Consider the following 15,708-nt stretch of genomic DNA (forward strand, 5'->3'; position numbering starts at 1 on the left):
TTTTACTCTATAGCAACGCCAGTTCTGCACTCAAAGGCAGATGATCAGACAGAGTTGACCACGGTTTACCCGTATGTACCCAAGCATCTTTTATTCTGAGATTACGGACATAGATACGGTCTAAACTCAATACAGGTAGCTTTGCTGGAAAGGTAGGCAGCAGCTTGCCGTGACAATGTTTAAAAGCTTCCGTCATACCCAAGCTTGATGCCAATCTATCACAAGACATTTTTTTCCAGTCATTGAAATCGCCCGCCAAAATCAGTGGCTGGTCAGGGGCTATCTCATCTCGGACATAGTTAGAAATCGCTTCATATTGCTTGATACGATCGCGCTCAAATAAGTTTAAATGGGCGCATAAAACCACCACTGGCACCTCCCAACCCACTGGCTGCACTTCACAGTGTAAAACCCCGCGCTGCTCAAGCTTATTGACCGTAATATTGACGTTGTGCTTGGGATCAAGTGGAAATCGGCTCAACACCGCATTGCCATGATGGCCGTTATCGTACTCTGAATTTTTGCCATAACTGTTTTCTAGTTGCAGATATTCACCAAACCATTCGTGCTGAGACTGGTCAGGGTACTCGTTATATTGAATATTGCGCTTAAGGTTTTGCCCCTGTACTTCTTGTAGGCAGAGTATGTCGGAACCTATAATATCAAGTGCTTGGGCGATACCCTGAACTTTGACCTGGCGATTCATCGGCGACATGCCTTTATGAATGTTATAACTTGTGAGTACAAAAGAGGTGGTATTAGTCATAATGGTAGTAGTCATAAACTCAGTATTTATAGAGTAGATATTGGGTTTTGAATATGGTCAGCTCAAAATAAAAAATAATCGTTTGAAATAGAATCGAGGCACTAGAAAACCATACATGTAAAAAGAGCATTGGCCCATACTGAACCAATGCTCTCATACTATACCTATGTGCTATCAATGACCAATGGCTAATTCGTTAATGAGCCTATGTCATCTATTAATAGCGGGTGACAAGAGCAATCGGTTGGTCTGCATTCATAATATCTTGTGGCATAAAGACCGCTTTACCGCCATTATGAATGACATGCTCAATGATTTCACCAATAGCATCATCAGTGATACCTTCTGCACTTGAGTCGTCCGCAAGACTTAGCGTTTGCGCTTTTTCATTAATTTTGGCTGGTTGAATATAGCCACGGCGGACATACAAGGTATCGCCTATACCCTGAAAAGCACTGCGATAGACTTCTTGCAAATCAGTCTGTAGTTTGTTCGCCCCGCGCGCTTTATCAATCTCGCCCAGTGCCGCTTGGTGTAAGGAGGTACGATAACCTTCTACTGCTTCTTGTACACTGTTGATAACATGCTGTGCACCACCCTCATCTAGATTGGTGGCGTTTGATACCGTAGCGATGATATTATCCGGACGGTCACAAACATCTTTATAGTAGCCAATATTTTTGCTATCACCGACTACGACTAGCGGCATTTTATGCTCGCCCCACAGCTCTTGAACACTCTTATCTACTTGGTTAAAGAACTCTTTTAACGCACTACTCTCATTATTCGCTGAGCGATCTGATCCGCCATCGCTTGTCGTATGAAGTCCATTATTGTCGATAGGAAAAGGAATGTTTTCCATATTATTTTGGGCAGTATCGTCTAGATCGAACTCTCGTATCACGCGATCATTAGAGGCTTCAATTAAACGTGCCTTATCACGAGTCAATACCAAAGTATAATAATGCACAGCGCTTGCCATATCACGCACTAAATCACGGGTCGCAAAACGATGTGAGATAACCACGCGCTCAGTGGTATCAATAGGCATACGGATCACTTGCACATCGTCAGTACTAGCAAAAATAGCTAAGGTATCTAGATTAAGATTATGATTCAGCTCTTTGGTCTTAGCATGGATATTGTCTAAGATAGTGGTCGCTGTACGCTTGTCATACTCATTGGTTAGACGTTCTTCGACGACTTTTAATTGGTTTTTTAGGGCAATAGGGTCTTTGTCATTAGCAGGGTGTTCGCGGTGCGTTTTGACAAAAATACTGACTGCTGGATTCGCCTTTGTCTCGCGTAAGCTTTTGAGAGTTGCTTTCATTTAATACTCCTTGTTTTATGACTATAAATTTCCAATACTACTTTTGGTACGCCTTGCCTGTTACTTATTCTAGATTTTTGCGGTCAGGCGACTGCATACTCTTAATAACATAGCATGCTTAACAGGCTATTCATACTACAGCACTATTAACGCCTGTTATCCTATTACACTACCAACTTGACCACACAAGCTATAGGGTTAATTTGCAAGCAAATGATGATGCTTTGTAAATAATATCAACGCTTGCCACAATAACCTTAATAACAGTAGCCTTAATAAAGGTCACTTGATTAACAGCTTAGCAGAGCTCAAGCTTCCAGCTTGTATTTTCATTAATGAAGACCCATTATTTAAATATTACAATGCTGATTATTAACAATGTTTATCAATACACCATAACGATTAGCCTCACATCAAACTATTTAACATTAAGAAACCTTGATCTTAATATATCTTTAAAATATAAACAGTAATGCCTGTTAATCATTTGAACGATTTGAATAATTACGCCAAATTAAACCCTTTTATCTGTCAAACTCATTATTTATAACGGAACCTTTTATGACTTCTATTTCTTCAAAGTTACATCTTGTCGATTTTGCCGATACTGCACCAAGCACTTTGCAACAGCAAGTAATCAGCGCCATTGACACGGCTAATGCGTTTTTAGATGAGTTGAAGGTGTCTACAGATAGCAAGGATACGTCTACCTCGATAGACGCTGAGCAAGCGCTAATTGATATAAAAAACTTTGACCACATCAATTTGGCATTGGATCGCAGTTGGGGCATTTTGTCGCATCTGAATAGTGTCATGAGCAATGATGAGATCCGCCATGTCCATCATGAGCTGTTACCAAAGCTATCAGCTTATGGTACGCGCGTTGGGCAGCATCAGCCGCTATTTAGTCGTTATCAAGCGATTGTCAACGATAAAGCTTTCTTCGCAGCGCTTGAGCCGGCACGAGCACGAGCTATTGAGCTTGCGCTACGTAGCTTTGAGTTATCAGGGGTCGCATTACCAAAAGCTGAGCAAGATAAATTTGCAGTCATTCAAAGTAAGCTGTCTACGTTATCAGCCACTTTCTCAGACCATGTTTTAGACGCCACTCAAGCTTATGCGTTGCCGCTTAAAACAGAGCAGTTAGCAGGTTTGACTGAAAGTGGTTTGGCATTAATAGCCGATGCTGGTGAGCAATATAAAACAAGCCAGCTTGCAAATGGTTCGCTCACGCAAACAGAGATTGATACCTTATCGACGCCTTATTATGTGGCAGGCTTAAATATTCCTGTGTATCTTGCCATTATGACCCATGCCGATGATCGCAACTTACGCGAGACGTTATATCGTGCCTATGTCACTCGCGGCTCTGAGTTTGATGAGCATACTAATGCTAAAGGTCAGTCTCTAAATAACGCAAATATTATGAGTGAGATTTTGCAGTTACGTGAACAAAAAGCCAGACTATTGGGTTTTCATAACTATGCAGAGGTATCGCTATCGACCAAAATGGCAGACAGCGTGGCAGAAGTAGAAACCTTTTTACGTGATTTAGCAGTGCAAGCAACGCCAACTGCTGCGCAAGATTTGGCGCAATTGCAAAAATATGCGCAAGATTACGGTATTGAAGATTTGCAGCCGTGGGACAGTGCTTATATCGCCGAAAAGGTCAAACAAAGCGAGTTCAGCTTATCACAAGAAGAGATTCGCCCGTACTTCCCATTACCAAAAGTGATTAGCGGGTTATTCGCTATCGTTGAGCGTTTATACGGCATCAAAGTACAAGAGCAAAATGAATCCGTATCACGCTGGCATGATGAGGTGCGTTTTTATCAGTTATTTGATGCTGATGATAACTTGCTTGGCGGTTTTTATTTTGATTTATTTGCCCGTAGTGGTAAACGCGGCGGCGCCTGGATGAGTGGCTTTCAATCACGTTATAGTTATGAAGAGCAAAACCACCAACAGCTACCAGTGTGCTTTATGGTCGGTAACTTCACCCCAGCACTCGATGGTAAGCCAAGCTTATTGACTCATGATGAAGTTGTCACCTTGTTTCATGAGTTTGGTCACGGTTTACATCATCTGTTGACTCAAGTAACGATAGGTGATGTTGCTGGCGTCAATGGCGTAGAATGGGACGCCGTCGAGCTGCCAAGCCAGTTTATGGAGAACTGGGCGTGGGACGCGGAAGGTATTGCTCTTATTAGCAGTCATGTCGAAACTGGCACGCCATTACCAAAAGAGAAACTCGATGCGCTATTGGCAGTCAAAAACTTCCAAAGTGGTTTGCAAACGCTCCGTCAAATCGAATTTGCTTTGTTCGATTTGTTGATTCATGCGCACACGCCAGCGCTTAATTATGAAGGTATCTTGACTACGCTTAACAGCGTACGTAATGATATTGCCATTTTACAGACGCCTGATTACAACCGCTTTGCCAATGGCTTTAGTCACATTTTTGCTGGTGGTTATGCCGCTGGTTATTATTCTTATAAATGGGCAGAGCTGTTGTCTGCTGATGCTTTTAGTAAATTTGAAGAAGACGGCATTTTTAATCCCATCACAGGTAAAGCCTTCCGTGAGACTATTTTATCAGTGGGCGGTAGTTTTCCAGCTAAGGTGAATTTTGAAAATTTCCGTGGTCGTAGCGCCATTATTGATGCTTTGCTACGTCATAGCGGTTTTTCTGATACTAAAGACCAGACTAAAAGTAGTACGGCTGCCAATGCCTCAATAACACGCGAGGTGATTTAAATGCGCTATCAATCAACGCGTCCAAAGCGGCAGTTTTTAGCGGGCGTTCGCTGCCCGAAATGTCAGGTCATGGATGCGGTAGTACAAGTCAATATCGTTGTGCCAGCGCCTGATGAATATATTGAATGTACGCTATGCGGGCATACTGAACATCGCCCTGATCCTGATGAGATCAGCGCAAAGAACCATCTTGAAGACCAATTAACTCGTGACGCTATGATTACCGGAACCAGTGGGACGGTCAAATTCAAAGAATAACTCTTTATATTTGATGATCAGACAGTCATATCTCATGATTGCTATAAACAATGCTGTATTTAATCGCCCTTCTATCAATAGATGGGCTTTTTTATTTCGAGTTTGCTATAGTATGGCAGGATATCTTTAACCTAAATTGAACGTAGTATGAAAAGCAAAAAAATGCGTCCTTTATCCCATAAAGTCTCAAAACAATCTACCCATTCTGCTAAGCCACGTCAAAAATGGTGGTTTGGTATTTCATTAATTGTGCTGTTAATCGGTTATTTCGTTTGGAAAGGCACGGCACCTCAATCTAATCAGAGCTCTGCTGAAAATTTGCCGGTGACTTCCGAACAAGATAAGCCTACACAGATTGCTTCTGTACCATTAGAAGATGACGTTAATAATATTATTGATGATAAAAATCAAGGTAGCGCTAACATAACGGATTCTGATATCCCAGATGCTAAAGCTATCTTAGAAGCCCCATTACCAAAAACGAACAGCTTAGCCAAAGAAGAGATTGATCGTTTAGAAGATGAACGTAAGCGCTTAGCCGAACAAGAAAAGCTCGCTGCTGAACAGATTGCCATGACCAAACAATTAACCGAACTTAAGGCTCAAGAAATCGCATTACTTGAGCAACAAATTGCCCAATTAGAAGCTGATACTGCGGTTAAAAACACCACTAATTAGCAGTTATCGCTAAATAATGTATGCTTTTATTCAGGGGTTGATGATGGCATCTTTGCAACTCACTCATAATCCTATTTTAAATAGCAGCGCTCAGCTGCTCATACTTCCTGTTAATAGCGCTGGTCTCCTTTTAGATCCTATTTTGACTCGCGCAAAAACCCTATATCCTGATAATTATCAACGTTACTATCGTGCGTGCTGTGATGGTAGCTTAATGGTTGGTAGCTGTTTACTGCATAAACGCATACGTGAGCAAGCTGGGCTTAGTGTCAGTAGTAATGGCAACCAACCCAGTTATATTGCTAACCTTGTTATATCAGATCACTCTTATCATCCAGTAAGAGTACGCTGGTTGACGGAAGCTTTAATCGATTTACGACAACAACTGACGACGCTGATACGCTATCAAGGTATCCGTCACATTGCTCTGCTTGCCCGTCCCCTTATTTACAACCATTCACGCAATGAAGCCAATCCTTCGACCAATGAGTCTCTTATAACAAATGCGCTTCCATTAGATTGGCATATTGATATATTGCCTCTCATAACCCATTATTTAGCAAATTTACCTAAGCTTCGCATTGATATCCATGTACCTAGAGACGTTGCCATATAGCATATTTTCTAATTTTAGTTATATTTTACGTCCATAAAAAAACCGCCTTGAGCACTCATAATAAGTGATTCAAGGCGGTTCTTTAAATATTAACGCTATCAAATATCAAGCATTAGCTCTGCTCAATACCTTTCATAGTCAACTTGATACGACCACGATTATCAACATCTTGGACCAATACTTTAACGATTTGACCTTCTTTTAGATAGTCAGATACGTTTTCTACGCGCTCATCAGCGATTTGCGAGATATGCACGAGACCATCAGTATTTGGCAATACGTTAATAAAGGCTCCGAAGTCAACGATACGAGCAACCGTACCTTCGTAAGTTTTACCTACTTCAACTTCTGCTGTGATTGCTTCAATTTTAGCAATTGCCGCTTTAGTTGCCGCTTTGTTTTCACCAAAGATACGGATGGTACCAGCATCATCAATGTCGATAACCGCACCAGTTTCTTCCGTTAGCTGACGAATCGTTGCGCCGCCTTTACCGATAACATCACGGATTTTATCCGGATTGATCTCAATTACGGCATAGTTAGGTGCATGAGCATTGATTTCAGTACGGCTTTCAGGCAATACTTTGTTCATCGCGTCTAAGATATGGATACGACCAGCATGAGCTTGCTTTAACGCTTGCTCCATGATATCTGGGGTAATACCTTCGATTTTAATGTCCATCTGTAGAGCAGTAATACCGTCTTTAGAACCAGCAACTTTAAAATCCATATCGCCAAGATGATCTTCATCACCTAAGATGTCAGACAATACAGCAAAGCGCTCGCCTTCTTTAACCAGACCCATGGCAATACCAGCAACCGGTGCTTTAATTGGCACACCAGCGTCCATCAATGCCAAACTTGCACCACAAACAGAGGCCATAGACGATGAACCATTTGATTCAGTGATCTCAGAAACCACACGGATAACATATGGGAAGCGATCGCTATCAGGCAGCATCGCTTGTACACCACGGCGTGCTAGACGACCATGACCGATTTCACGACGTTTAGGAATGCCTTCACGACCTGTTTCGCCTACTGAGAAATGTGGGAAGTTATAATGCAACATGAAATGGTCACGAATGGTACCCGCTAGCGAGTCAATCATATTGACGTCACGAGTATTACCAAGGGTAGTCGTTACCAATGCTTGGGTTTCACCACGTGTAAACAATGCTGAACCATGAGTAAATGGTAATACGCCCACTTGTACATCAAGGGCACGAACAGTCTCTAAATCACGACCATCAATACGTGGCTTACCAGACAAAATGTTGTCACGAACGGTACGATACTTTAGATCGTTATAGATTTCTTTTAACTCAGATACGGTATCAGCATAGCTCTCTGATTCAGCATCACCAGCAAGAGCTGCAAGGGCAGCGTCTTTAATTTCATCAAGCTTGCTGTAACGTGCTTGCTTATCAGTGATGGTATAAGCGTCAGATACTTGCGTACCGAACTGCTCTTTCATACCAGTCTCTAACGCTTGATTGCGTACAGGAGCGGTATATTGCTGCTTAGCGGTACCGATTTCTGCTGCCATTGAAGCAATGTTGTCGATAACGATTTGCTGCTGCTGATGACCGTATAATACTGCGCCTAGCATTTGATCTTCTGATAACTCTGCCGCTTCAGATTCAACCATCAATACCGCAGACTTTGTACCAGCCACGACCAAGTCAAGATCACTTTCTTTAAGCTCTTCAAGCGTCGGGTTCAGTACGTATTCGCCATTGATAAAACCAACACGCGCAGCAGCAACAGGACCATTAAATGGTGCATCAGAGATAGCTAGCGCCGCTGAAGCACCGATTAGTGCTGCGATATCTGCTGATTGAGTTTTGTCAGATGACACAACCGTTGCCGTGATTTGAATCTCGTTGACATAGCCTTCAGGGAATAACGGACGGATTGGGCGGTCAATTAGACGCGAGGTTAACGTTTCAGACTCGCTCGCACGACCTTCACGTTTACCGTAAGCACCTGGGATTTTACCCGCAGCATACATTTTTTCTTGATAGTTAACGGTCAATGGAAAGAAGTTTTGACCTTCTTTAGCATCAGACTTTACAACCGCTGCTACCAATACAGTAACGCCGCCCATGTGGACTAAAATCGAGTTGGCTTGACGCGCAATACGTCCTGTTTCGATAACAACTTGCTGGTTACCGTATTGGAATTCACGCTTAATGGTATTAAACATTGTCATATAATTTTCCTAATATTGACTGACGAAATAATATCAGCACAAAAAACACTGATATCTGTCATTAAAATTCTTTGTATATAGCTTCTAATCGACTGTCTTTATACTTATAAATCTTGTCTATCGAAACTATTATTATCAAATATTTATCTTATGCAATTGGCTGGTACATAAAGCACAGCCCTGCATATTGGTTAATGCTAAAATTCGGTTTGCTATAACGATCATTTAGATTTTTATAGCATCAAAACCACTCCATCTATGGAGCCTCTTCACTACTTTACCTATGCATGTTTATCTATCATAAACAGTGCAAAAACCGACTAAGGCATTATTTTACAGTGATTTATGGTCATTGACCAACCTAATGCACTACTATCTATTTCTTAATAATTAGTTAAATATAAGCTTTTGTTTCTATACTTAAACTCATACCATACTAATAAGCATAAAAAAACGGCGTGAAACTATTCCACACCGTTTTTAGAAAAATCTATTTTATCGATATCAACAAGCAAGTTCCAAATAGCTGCGCAAAAAATCTAAAATACTTCCCAGTTAAGGCATATCTCGTTTTAGCAACCATTCGTACTACTGTCGTCAAATTAACGACGTAGACCTAACTGGCTAATAAGGGTGGTATAGCGACCAAGATCTTTACCTTTTAAGTAATCAAGCAGTTTACGACGGGTATTAACCATACGGATAAGACCACGGCGGCTATGGTGATCCGCTTTGTGTGCTTTAAAATGGTTTTGTAGATCGTTGATGCGAGCACTTAACAAAGCTACTTGAACTTCTGGTGAACCAGTGTCACTTTCACCACGTTGGTATTGAGCAATGATTTGTTCGCGATCGGCATTAGTTAGCATAAATCTCTCCGGCAATGCTAAGAGCACCAAGATAACCTTAAAAGTTTAAGTATCGAGGAGCAATAGAATAGTCAATAAAATAGCCTGCACGTCATTCACGACAACCCTGCATTACTAGAGTTGACCTAGTGTACGACAAGCTCAATGAGTCATAACTGTCATTTAAAACCATTTAGAATAATCTAAACCGTATTTAAATATGACGCCAATTATAACAAAAAACTGCTGGGCTAACAGCAGTTTTTTGTTATGGTTTTAAGAATATCTGATTATTGGTAAGTAATTTGACTAAATTATTAGTACCCATCAAAAGTAAACATGAAATGTAGATAGCAGCCTTATAATCTAAGAATTATTTATTTTTTTGGATATCTTCTTTGCTAGCCGTACCGCCTAGCTCATCGTCTGCTAAAGGCACAGTCGTAGCTTCTGCTAAACTATCAGGAGAGTTATCAGCACGAGGATTGATATCTTCTACAAGTTGATTAATCTCTTGTTCTTGCTCATCCATATCTTTTACTGAATTGCTCATAGTAACTCCTATTTACATTTAACTCATATATTCATACTTAAGGAGCTATTTATCTTCCTTCGTTTCCAAGTTATCAGCAATACGCTCTGCGGCAGCTTCAGTGTCTTCTGTATGATTATCTTCCGTCTGGCTTTTAAGCGCTGCTTTGGCAGAATCAGAACGTTGTTGCTCAAATTTGGTATCGTTTGGATTAGGCTGTGTCATCGTGTTATATCCTTATAGATAATGAATAAAAGTTACTCTAAGTTAAAACGATTGCAGCTTATGTTAAAGCTTTGTCAATCGCTGCGACGAAATTATTAATATCATCTGGGTTGCGTGAGGTAATCAGATTACCGTCTATCTGCACGCTTTCGTCTACGAATTTTGCCCCAGCATTTTCTAAATCAAATTGCAAAGTATGATAAGCCGTTAACGTTTTACCCTTAGCTATACCAGTATTGATTAATATCCAAGGCGCATGGCAGATAACAGCAAGCGGTTTACCAGCCTCATTTATAGCAGTAATAATCCTATGTGCATTTTCGTTACCACGCATGGTATCAGCATTAACCGTACCACCTGGCAAAACTAAAGCATCATACTCAGCAGGTTTTGCGTCTTTTGCAAAAATATCAGCAGTAAAAGTATCGCCTTTGTTGACGTCTTGCTGCATACCTTGAACTTCTTTTTCTTTATTGGTCGTTATTAGAAGTGTGATGTAACCTTTAGCTTTTAGTTTGTTGTTAACCTCTTCATATTCTGCTTGTTCAAAGTTGTTATGAAGTAAAAAAGCAATCGTTTTCATAATACTTCCTATTTATCTATAAATTATATTTATGATTGAATAACTTTCTTATAATTGTATAAATTAATTTATATGAATTAATGTCTTGTTATTTTTATTTAGTTTTACTGCTCAGATTTATCATTATTATTATTTTATTCAACGAAATTTATAGTAAATCCGTTTTGTATTATTATCAGCCTTTCATATTTTATATTGTACTTTCTTATTATTTTTTTTCATCCATGTCATGCTTTCCCTAGCTGACTTAATAAAGATACAAAAAAAGCAGGTTTCACTATAGGTGAAACCTGCAATAAAATGTGACGATATGTGATTTGTGTGAACTCTTAGTAAGTTTTGCAGCTCTTAAGTTATAAATCTAGCCAAATTTACGTATTGAAATTATAACTGAATCAGCTTTTTAGGTTGCAATCGACCATTTAAGCTCACTGCTCCTAAACCAATAAACGCACCCTGTTCATCGATAAGACGAATATCTATCGGTATTTCATGTACCAATTGCTGCTCGTTATCATCGTTAGTATCTTCAATATTTTGACTATCAGCAGCGCTGTTATTGTTAGCAGCTAAATGCTGATCGATAGCTATTGTGATATAACTTTGCACATCATCAGTCAACTGATCAATAACATTCAAGCGTTGACCCATTTGTACGCGCTCACACTGCTCTGACGATAGTGACAGCTCAGCACTAATATCAATGCAGGCATCTACTGGCAATAGATATGTCTGACGTTGTTCTAATGGCAATGCTTCTAAATCTGCAAGCGCAATTGTCTCATCGATTTTAAAATCACCCACTTGTAGACGGCGCAATGCCGTTAAATGTCCAAGTGTACCCATCACTTTAGCAATATCTTCTGCCAATACACGCACATAAGTGCCTTTTGAACAAGTTACTGTTAACTGGATTTGCTGCTCATCGATTGCTTTTAACTCAATGGCTTTAAGGACAATGTCTCTTGGCGGGCGGTCTACTTCTATACCAGCACGAGCATATTCATAGAGTTTTTTGCCATCTTTTTTTAAGGCAGAATACATCGGTGGAATTTGCTGCTGGGCACCTAAAAACTGCTGAGCGACTTTGTCTAACAGTGCATCATCAAACGCTGGAATCGGTGCCTCAGCAGTGACTTGACCATCGGCATCACCAGTATCAGTTTGACTGCCAAGTAAAATAGTCGCTTGATAGGATTTGTCCGCATCAAGCTGATAGTGACTGAATTTGGTCGCTTCACCCAAACAGATAGGCAATAATCCCGTTGCCATTGGATCAAGTGTACCGGTATGACCTGCTTTCTTGCTGTCATGGTTAGGTGATTTAAATAAATATTTTACCTTTGAAACCACTTGCTGAGAAGTCATACCTTGAGGCTTATCGACTAAAATCACACCAGAAACTTTAATCTTGTTAGGGTGATTACTAGACTTTTTACCCGCTTGCGTAGACGCGATAGACATAATGGCTTTTACCCTTCTATTCTTCGTTTTCTTGCTCGTCAGACTCATTTTCTTCAGTTTTAATAACTGCTTTACTGATTAAATCCATCATGTAATTACCACGGGCAGTCACTTCATCATAATGAAAGCGCAAACGCGGTGTTGTGCGAGTCTTTAAACTATGGCTCAGCTCCGTACGCAAAAATCCTGCTGCTTTGTTTAGCACCTTGATGCTTTCTTCATGATTTGACATGGTCATGGCATCATTGAGCTCAGGCTCCATAATGGTCACATACACATCAGCATAGCCCAAATCTGGGCTGACTTTAACACTAGAGATAGTGACAAAACCTGTCAGACGCGGATCATTGACCGCGTCACGGATAAGGACAGCAAGCTCACGCTGAATCTGATCAGCTAAACGTTGTAAACGTTGGTTCATGTTATTACCTTGTTTTTATTGATCAATATAATCATTTATTAATAAGTTTAACGACTAATATTTGTTAAAAAAGGCCTAGCAGGATGTACCTGTTAGGCCTAAGTACAGCTGAATATTTATAAGATAGCTAATCCATCATGCCATGCGCAGTTAATAAAGCGGGTCGCATGATGCACCATCCTAATTTCACCAGTGACTTTAGATAGTACGTGCGAACTCTTGAATCTCAAAGACTTCGATTTTATCACCAGCTTCTACATCGTAACCGCGGACGGCTAGACCACATTCCATGCCCGTACGTACTTCATTAACGTCTTCTTTGTAGCGACGTAATGACTGTAATTGACCAGTAAAGATAACTTGGTCATTACGTAATACACGGATAGGTTTGTTGCGATAAATCGTACCTTCAACCACCATACAACCAGCAGCTGCACCAAACTTACTAGAGCGGAATACTTCACGAACGTCTGCAACACCTAAGATTTTCTCGCGATGTTCTGGCGCAAGCATACCGCTCATTGCCGCTTTCACATCATCAATCAAGCCATAAATAACGCTGTAATAGCGGATATCCATGTTGGCAGAATCTGATTTACGACGTGCGGTAGCATCTGCACGAACGTTGAAGCCTAATAATACCGCTTCACTAGATTCTGCTAGCGTCACATCTGACTCAGAGATAGGACCAACGCCTGAGCTGATCACACGGACTTTAACTTCATCCGTCGATAACTCATTCAATGCAGCAAGTAGTGCTTCAAGCGAGCCACGAACATCGGTTTTTAGAACGATATTTAGGTATGAAACATTACCCTGTTCCATCTGATCAAACATGCTCTCTAGACGCATCGCGTTTTGACGCTCAAGCTGACGCTCGCGCTCACGGTTGGTTCTAAAGTCCGCGACTTCACGGGCTTTTTTCTCGTCCGTTAAGACTAAGAATTCACTACCAGCTGCCGGCGTTTCAGGTAAGCCTAATATCTCTACAGGGATAGAAGGTCCAGCTGATTGAATACGTTTGCCATGTTCATCAGTCATCGCACGAACTTTACCGTAATATTCACCAGCTAAGACTAAATCGCCTTGTTTTAATGTACCTTTTTTGACAAGGACACTAACGACAGGACCACGACCTTTTTCGAGTCTTGACTCAATAACCACACCTTGAGCAGGACCATCTAATGGTGCTTCTAATTCCATTAGCTCAGCTTGTAAGCTAATAAGCTCTAGCAGCTCATCAATACCATCACCTGTCTTGGCTGAGATACGAGCCATAGGAGTATCGCCACCCCAATCTTCCGATACCACTTCTTTTGCAGTCAACTCGTTAAGAACACGATCAGGATCAGCACTTGGCTTATCCATTTTGTTGATAGCAACAATCAGCGGCGTACCAGCAGCACGAGCATGATCAATCGCTTCTTCAGTTTGTGGCATCATGCCGTCATCTGCAGCAACGACCAATACAACGATATCTGTCGCTTGAGCACCACGTGAGCGCATTGCACTAAAGGCGGCGTGTCCTGGAGTATCAAGGAAAGTAATAACACCACGTGCTGTTTTCACATGATAAGCACCGATGTGCTGAGTAATACCGCCTGCTTCGCCCGTAGCCACTTTCGTTTCACGGATTTTATCTAGTAATGACGTCTTACCATGATCAACGTGACCCATGATAGTGACTACTGGTGGACGCGTTTGTACGTTACTGCTGCGCTCATCAACAGCATCTTGTAGATCGTCTTCAACTTTAGTATCACTGACGGGTACTGGATTGTGACCCATCTCTTCTACGATTAGACTAGCGGTTGCTTGATCAATCATGTCTGATTCGCGAGCAATTTCACCCATTTTCATGAGTAACTTAGTCACTTCACGAGCTTTCACTGCCATGCGCTGGGCAAGATCAGAAACCGTGATTTGCTCACTGATTTCTACATCATAAACAATTTTTTCGACAGGCTTTTCGAATTTATGCTGTGAAGACTGGCTTGAACGTAGACCGTTTTTGCGGTTCTTAATTTCACGCTCGTCTTGATTTTTACGACGACCACGGCCACGGGCACTAGTAGTACTGGTGCCACGCTTGATTTCACGACGTTCTTTCTCAAACGATTCTTCTAATGCGTCACCAACCAAACCTTCTGCCAATGGCTCATCTTTACGAACTTCAGTTGCGGGCTGATCAGTATATTGACCAGCCATTTTACGCATTTGCTCAAGCGTACGCTTTTGCGCTTCTTCAGCTTGGGTACGGCGTGTTTCAGTTTCGATCTCGCGTAAACGAGCTTCTTCTTTTTCACGCACTTCACGAGCTTTACGCTCAACTGCCGTCTCAACTTTTGGTTTTGTCGCTGTAACTTTCTTCTTAGGTTGGTCTTTCGGCTTAACTTCAATAGTAGTCTTGCCGCCTTTTTTCACAACCACTGACGTTGAAATATCGTCATTCTTGTCGTCTGACTTTTTGCTAGAGCCAAGGCTTGCACGCATCGCAGCTAAAGTAGCAGCTTGACGCTCCTCAGATTTTTTCTTAGTAGCAGCACGGTCTTCGGCATCTTTAGCAGCACGCGCTTGCGACTCAATCATCGCTTGCTCACGTGCAGCCAATTCTTCAGCCATCTTTTCTGGATCAGGCTTCTCGAACACTTTCTTTTTACGCACTTCAACATTGACGCTCTTAGATTTGCCCGAAGAGCCAGTCACACGCGCAGTACTAGTCGTTTTAGACTTCAGACTAATGCGACGCTTTTCTTCCTGACCATGACTTTGCTTTAAATACGTCACCAACTTTTCCTGCTCAAGCTCGGTGACTAAGTCACCTTCTGCACGCGCAGGCAGTCCAGCATCTACCAATTGCTGTTGTACAGCACTTGCGGTTTTGCTTACCATATCTGCCAGTTCTTTGACGGTCTTATCTGCCATTTATTATCACCTACTGTCTATTATTTGCTATATGTTCAATTCAGTTGTTGGCTACAAATGATTGGGGTAAGGCTGATATAAATTTTGCTC

14 protein-coding genes are annotated in these 15,708 nt (G+C 41.3%); 4 read left to right on the plus strand and 10 right to left on the minus strand.

Annotation, left to right across the window (positions count from 1 at the left end; genetic code table 11):
- Positions 1-7 precede the first annotated feature (7 nt).
- Together VLA57_RS07245 and VLA57_RS07250 are read right to left on the minus strand one after the other, a co-directional pair.
- A complete protein-coding gene (locus tag VLA57_RS07245) occupies positions 8-766 on the minus strand; it encodes an endonuclease/exonuclease/phosphatase family protein (protein ID WP_041752899.1) in 759 nt (252 codons plus the stop codon).
- A 217-nt stretch (positions 767-983) separates the two neighbouring features.
- Entirely contained in the window at positions 984-2,096 is a 1,113-nt protein-coding gene (locus VLA57_RS07250; RefSeq protein ID WP_201530576.1) for an AOC03_06830 family ribosome hibernation factor, read from the minus strand.
- A 561-nt stretch (positions 2,097-2,657) separates the two neighbouring features.
- Here VLA57_RS07250 and VLA57_RS07255 point away from each other — a divergent pair.
- The 4 genes from VLA57_RS07255 to VLA57_RS07270 all read left to right on the plus strand — a co-directional run bounded on the left by VLA57_RS07255 (position 2,658) and on the right by VLA57_RS07270 (position 6,405).
- Positions 2,658-4,853 (plus strand): M3 family metallopeptidase, encoded by a 2,196-nt coding sequence (locus tag VLA57_RS07255; protein WP_333954728.1) that lies wholly within the window; start codon positions 2,658-2,660, stop codon positions 4,851-4,853.
- The gene (locus tag VLA57_RS07260) at positions 4,854-5,111 is read left to right on the plus strand and encodes a YheV family putative metal-binding protein (RefSeq protein WP_133103969.1); all 258 of its coding nucleotides are present in this window, start codon (positions 4,854-4,856) and stop codon (positions 5,109-5,111) included.
- 147 nt (positions 5,112-5,258) lie between these two features.
- Complete coding sequence (locus VLA57_RS07265; RefSeq protein ID WP_333954729.1) at positions 5,259-5,789, plus strand: hypothetical protein; 531 nt, start codon at positions 5,259-5,261, stop codon at positions 5,787-5,789.
- 43 nt (positions 5,790-5,832) lie between these two features.
- Complete coding sequence (locus tag VLA57_RS07270; RefSeq protein WP_011512456.1) at positions 5,833-6,405, plus strand: hypothetical protein; 573 nt, start codon at positions 5,833-5,835, stop codon at positions 6,403-6,405.
- Between the two features lie 112 nt (positions 6,406-6,517).
- Here VLA57_RS07270 and pnp read toward each other — a convergent pair whose 3' ends face one another.
- The 8 genes from pnp to infB all read right to left on the minus strand — a co-directional run bounded on the left by pnp (position 6,518) and on the right by infB (position 15,618).
- Positions 6,518-8,620: a polyribonucleotide nucleotidyltransferase gene (pnp, locus tag VLA57_RS07275; RefSeq protein WP_333954730.1), complete on the minus strand. Its 2,103-nt coding sequence runs from the start codon at positions 8,618-8,620 to the stop codon at positions 6,518-6,520.
- A 602-nt stretch (positions 8,621-9,222) separates the two neighbouring features.
- The gene (gene rpsO / locus VLA57_RS07280) at positions 9,223-9,489 is read right to left on the minus strand and encodes a 30S ribosomal protein S15 (protein WP_011512454.1); all 267 of its coding nucleotides are present in this window, start codon (positions 9,487-9,489) and stop codon (positions 9,223-9,225) included.
- Between the two features lie 352 nt (positions 9,490-9,841).
- The gene (locus tag VLA57_RS07285) at positions 9,842-10,021 is read right to left on the minus strand and encodes a hypothetical protein (protein ID WP_333954731.1); all 180 of its coding nucleotides are present in this window, start codon (positions 10,019-10,021) and stop codon (positions 9,842-9,844) included.
- 45 nt (positions 10,022-10,066) lie between these two features.
- Complete coding sequence (locus VLA57_RS07290) at positions 10,067-10,225, minus strand: hypothetical protein (protein WP_188004066.1); 159 nt, start codon at positions 10,223-10,225, stop codon at positions 10,067-10,069.
- A 58-nt stretch (positions 10,226-10,283) separates the two neighbouring features.
- Entirely contained in the window at positions 10,284-10,808 is a 525-nt protein-coding gene (locus tag VLA57_RS07295; protein ID WP_333954732.1) for a type 1 glutamine amidotransferase domain-containing protein, read from the minus strand.
- A 384-nt stretch (positions 10,809-11,192) separates the two neighbouring features.
- Positions 11,193-12,272, minus strand: a complete 1,080-nt coding sequence (gene truB, locus VLA57_RS07300) for a tRNA pseudouridine(55) synthase TruB (RefSeq protein ID WP_333954733.1) — start codon at positions 12,270-12,272, stop codon at positions 11,193-11,195.
- Between the two features lie 16 nt (positions 12,273-12,288).
- The gene (locus VLA57_RS07305; protein WP_011279383.1) at positions 12,289-12,693 is read right to left on the minus strand and encodes a ribosome-binding factor A; all 405 of its coding nucleotides are present in this window, start codon (positions 12,691-12,693) and stop codon (positions 12,289-12,291) included.
- Positions 12,694-12,891: 198 nt separating this feature from the next.
- On the minus strand, positions 12,892-15,618 hold the full coding sequence (gene infB, locus VLA57_RS07310; protein ID WP_011512449.1) for a translation initiation factor IF-2: 2,727 nt from the start codon (positions 15,616-15,618) through the stop codon (positions 12,892-12,894).
- Between the last annotated feature and the right edge of the window lie 90 nt (positions 15,619-15,708).

It is taken from the genome of Psychrobacter sp. S4(2024) (assembly GCF_036861305.1).
Classification (GTDB): domain Bacteria; phylum Pseudomonadota; class Gammaproteobacteria; order Pseudomonadales; family Moraxellaceae; genus Psychrobacter; species Psychrobacter cryohalolentis.

Bases quoted from the DNA above. Each gene is read 5' to 3' on its own strand.
- VLA57_RS07285 (WP_333954731.1), bottom strand. From the start codon at position 10,021: ATGAGCAATTCAGTAAAAGATATGGATGAGCAAGAACAAGAGATTAAT.
- VLA57_RS07305 (WP_011279383.1), bottom strand. From the start codon at position 12,693: ATGAACCAACGTTTACAACGTTTAGCTGATCAGATTCAGCGTGAGCTT.
- infB (WP_011512449.1), bottom strand. From the start codon at position 15,618: ATGGCAGATAAGACCGTCAAAGAACTGGCAGATATGGTAAGCAAAACC.
- VLA57_RS07265 (WP_333954729.1), top strand. From the start codon at position 5,259: ATGAAAAGCAAAAAAATGCGTCCTTTATCCCATAAAGTCTCAAAACAA.
- VLA57_RS07255 (WP_333954728.1), top strand. From the start codon at position 2,658: ATGACTTCTATTTCTTCAAAGTTACATCTTGTCGATTTTGCCGATACT.
- VLA57_RS07270 (WP_011512456.1), top strand. From the start codon at position 5,833: ATGGCATCTTTGCAACTCACTCATAATCCTATTTTAAATAGCAGCGCT.
- truB (WP_333954733.1), bottom strand. From the start codon at position 12,272: ATGTCTATCGCGTCTACGCAAGCGGGTAAAAAGTCTAGTAATCACCCT.
- VLA57_RS07260 (WP_133103969.1), top strand. From the start codon at position 4,854: ATGCGCTATCAATCAACGCGTCCAAAGCGGCAGTTTTTAGCGGGCGTT.
- rpsO (WP_011512454.1), bottom strand. From the start codon at position 9,489: ATGCTAACTAATGCCGATCGCGAACAAATCATTGCTCAATACCAACGT.
- VLA57_RS07295 (WP_333954732.1), bottom strand. From the start codon at position 10,808: ATGAAAACGATTGCTTTTTTACTTCATAACAACTTTGAACAAGCAGAA.
- pnp (WP_333954730.1), bottom strand. From the start codon at position 8,620: ATGACAATGTTTAATACCATTAAGCGTGAATTCCAATACGGTAACCAG.
- VLA57_RS07250 (WP_201530576.1), bottom strand. From the start codon at position 2,096: ATGAAAGCAACTCTCAAAAGCTTACGCGAGACAAAGGCGAATCCAGCA.
- VLA57_RS07245 (WP_041752899.1), bottom strand. From the start codon at position 766: ATGACTAATACCACCTCTTTTGTACTCACAAGTTATAACATTCATAAA.
- VLA57_RS07290 (WP_188004066.1), bottom strand. From the start codon at position 10,225: ATGACACAGCCTAATCCAAACGATACCAAATTTGAGCAACAACGTTCT.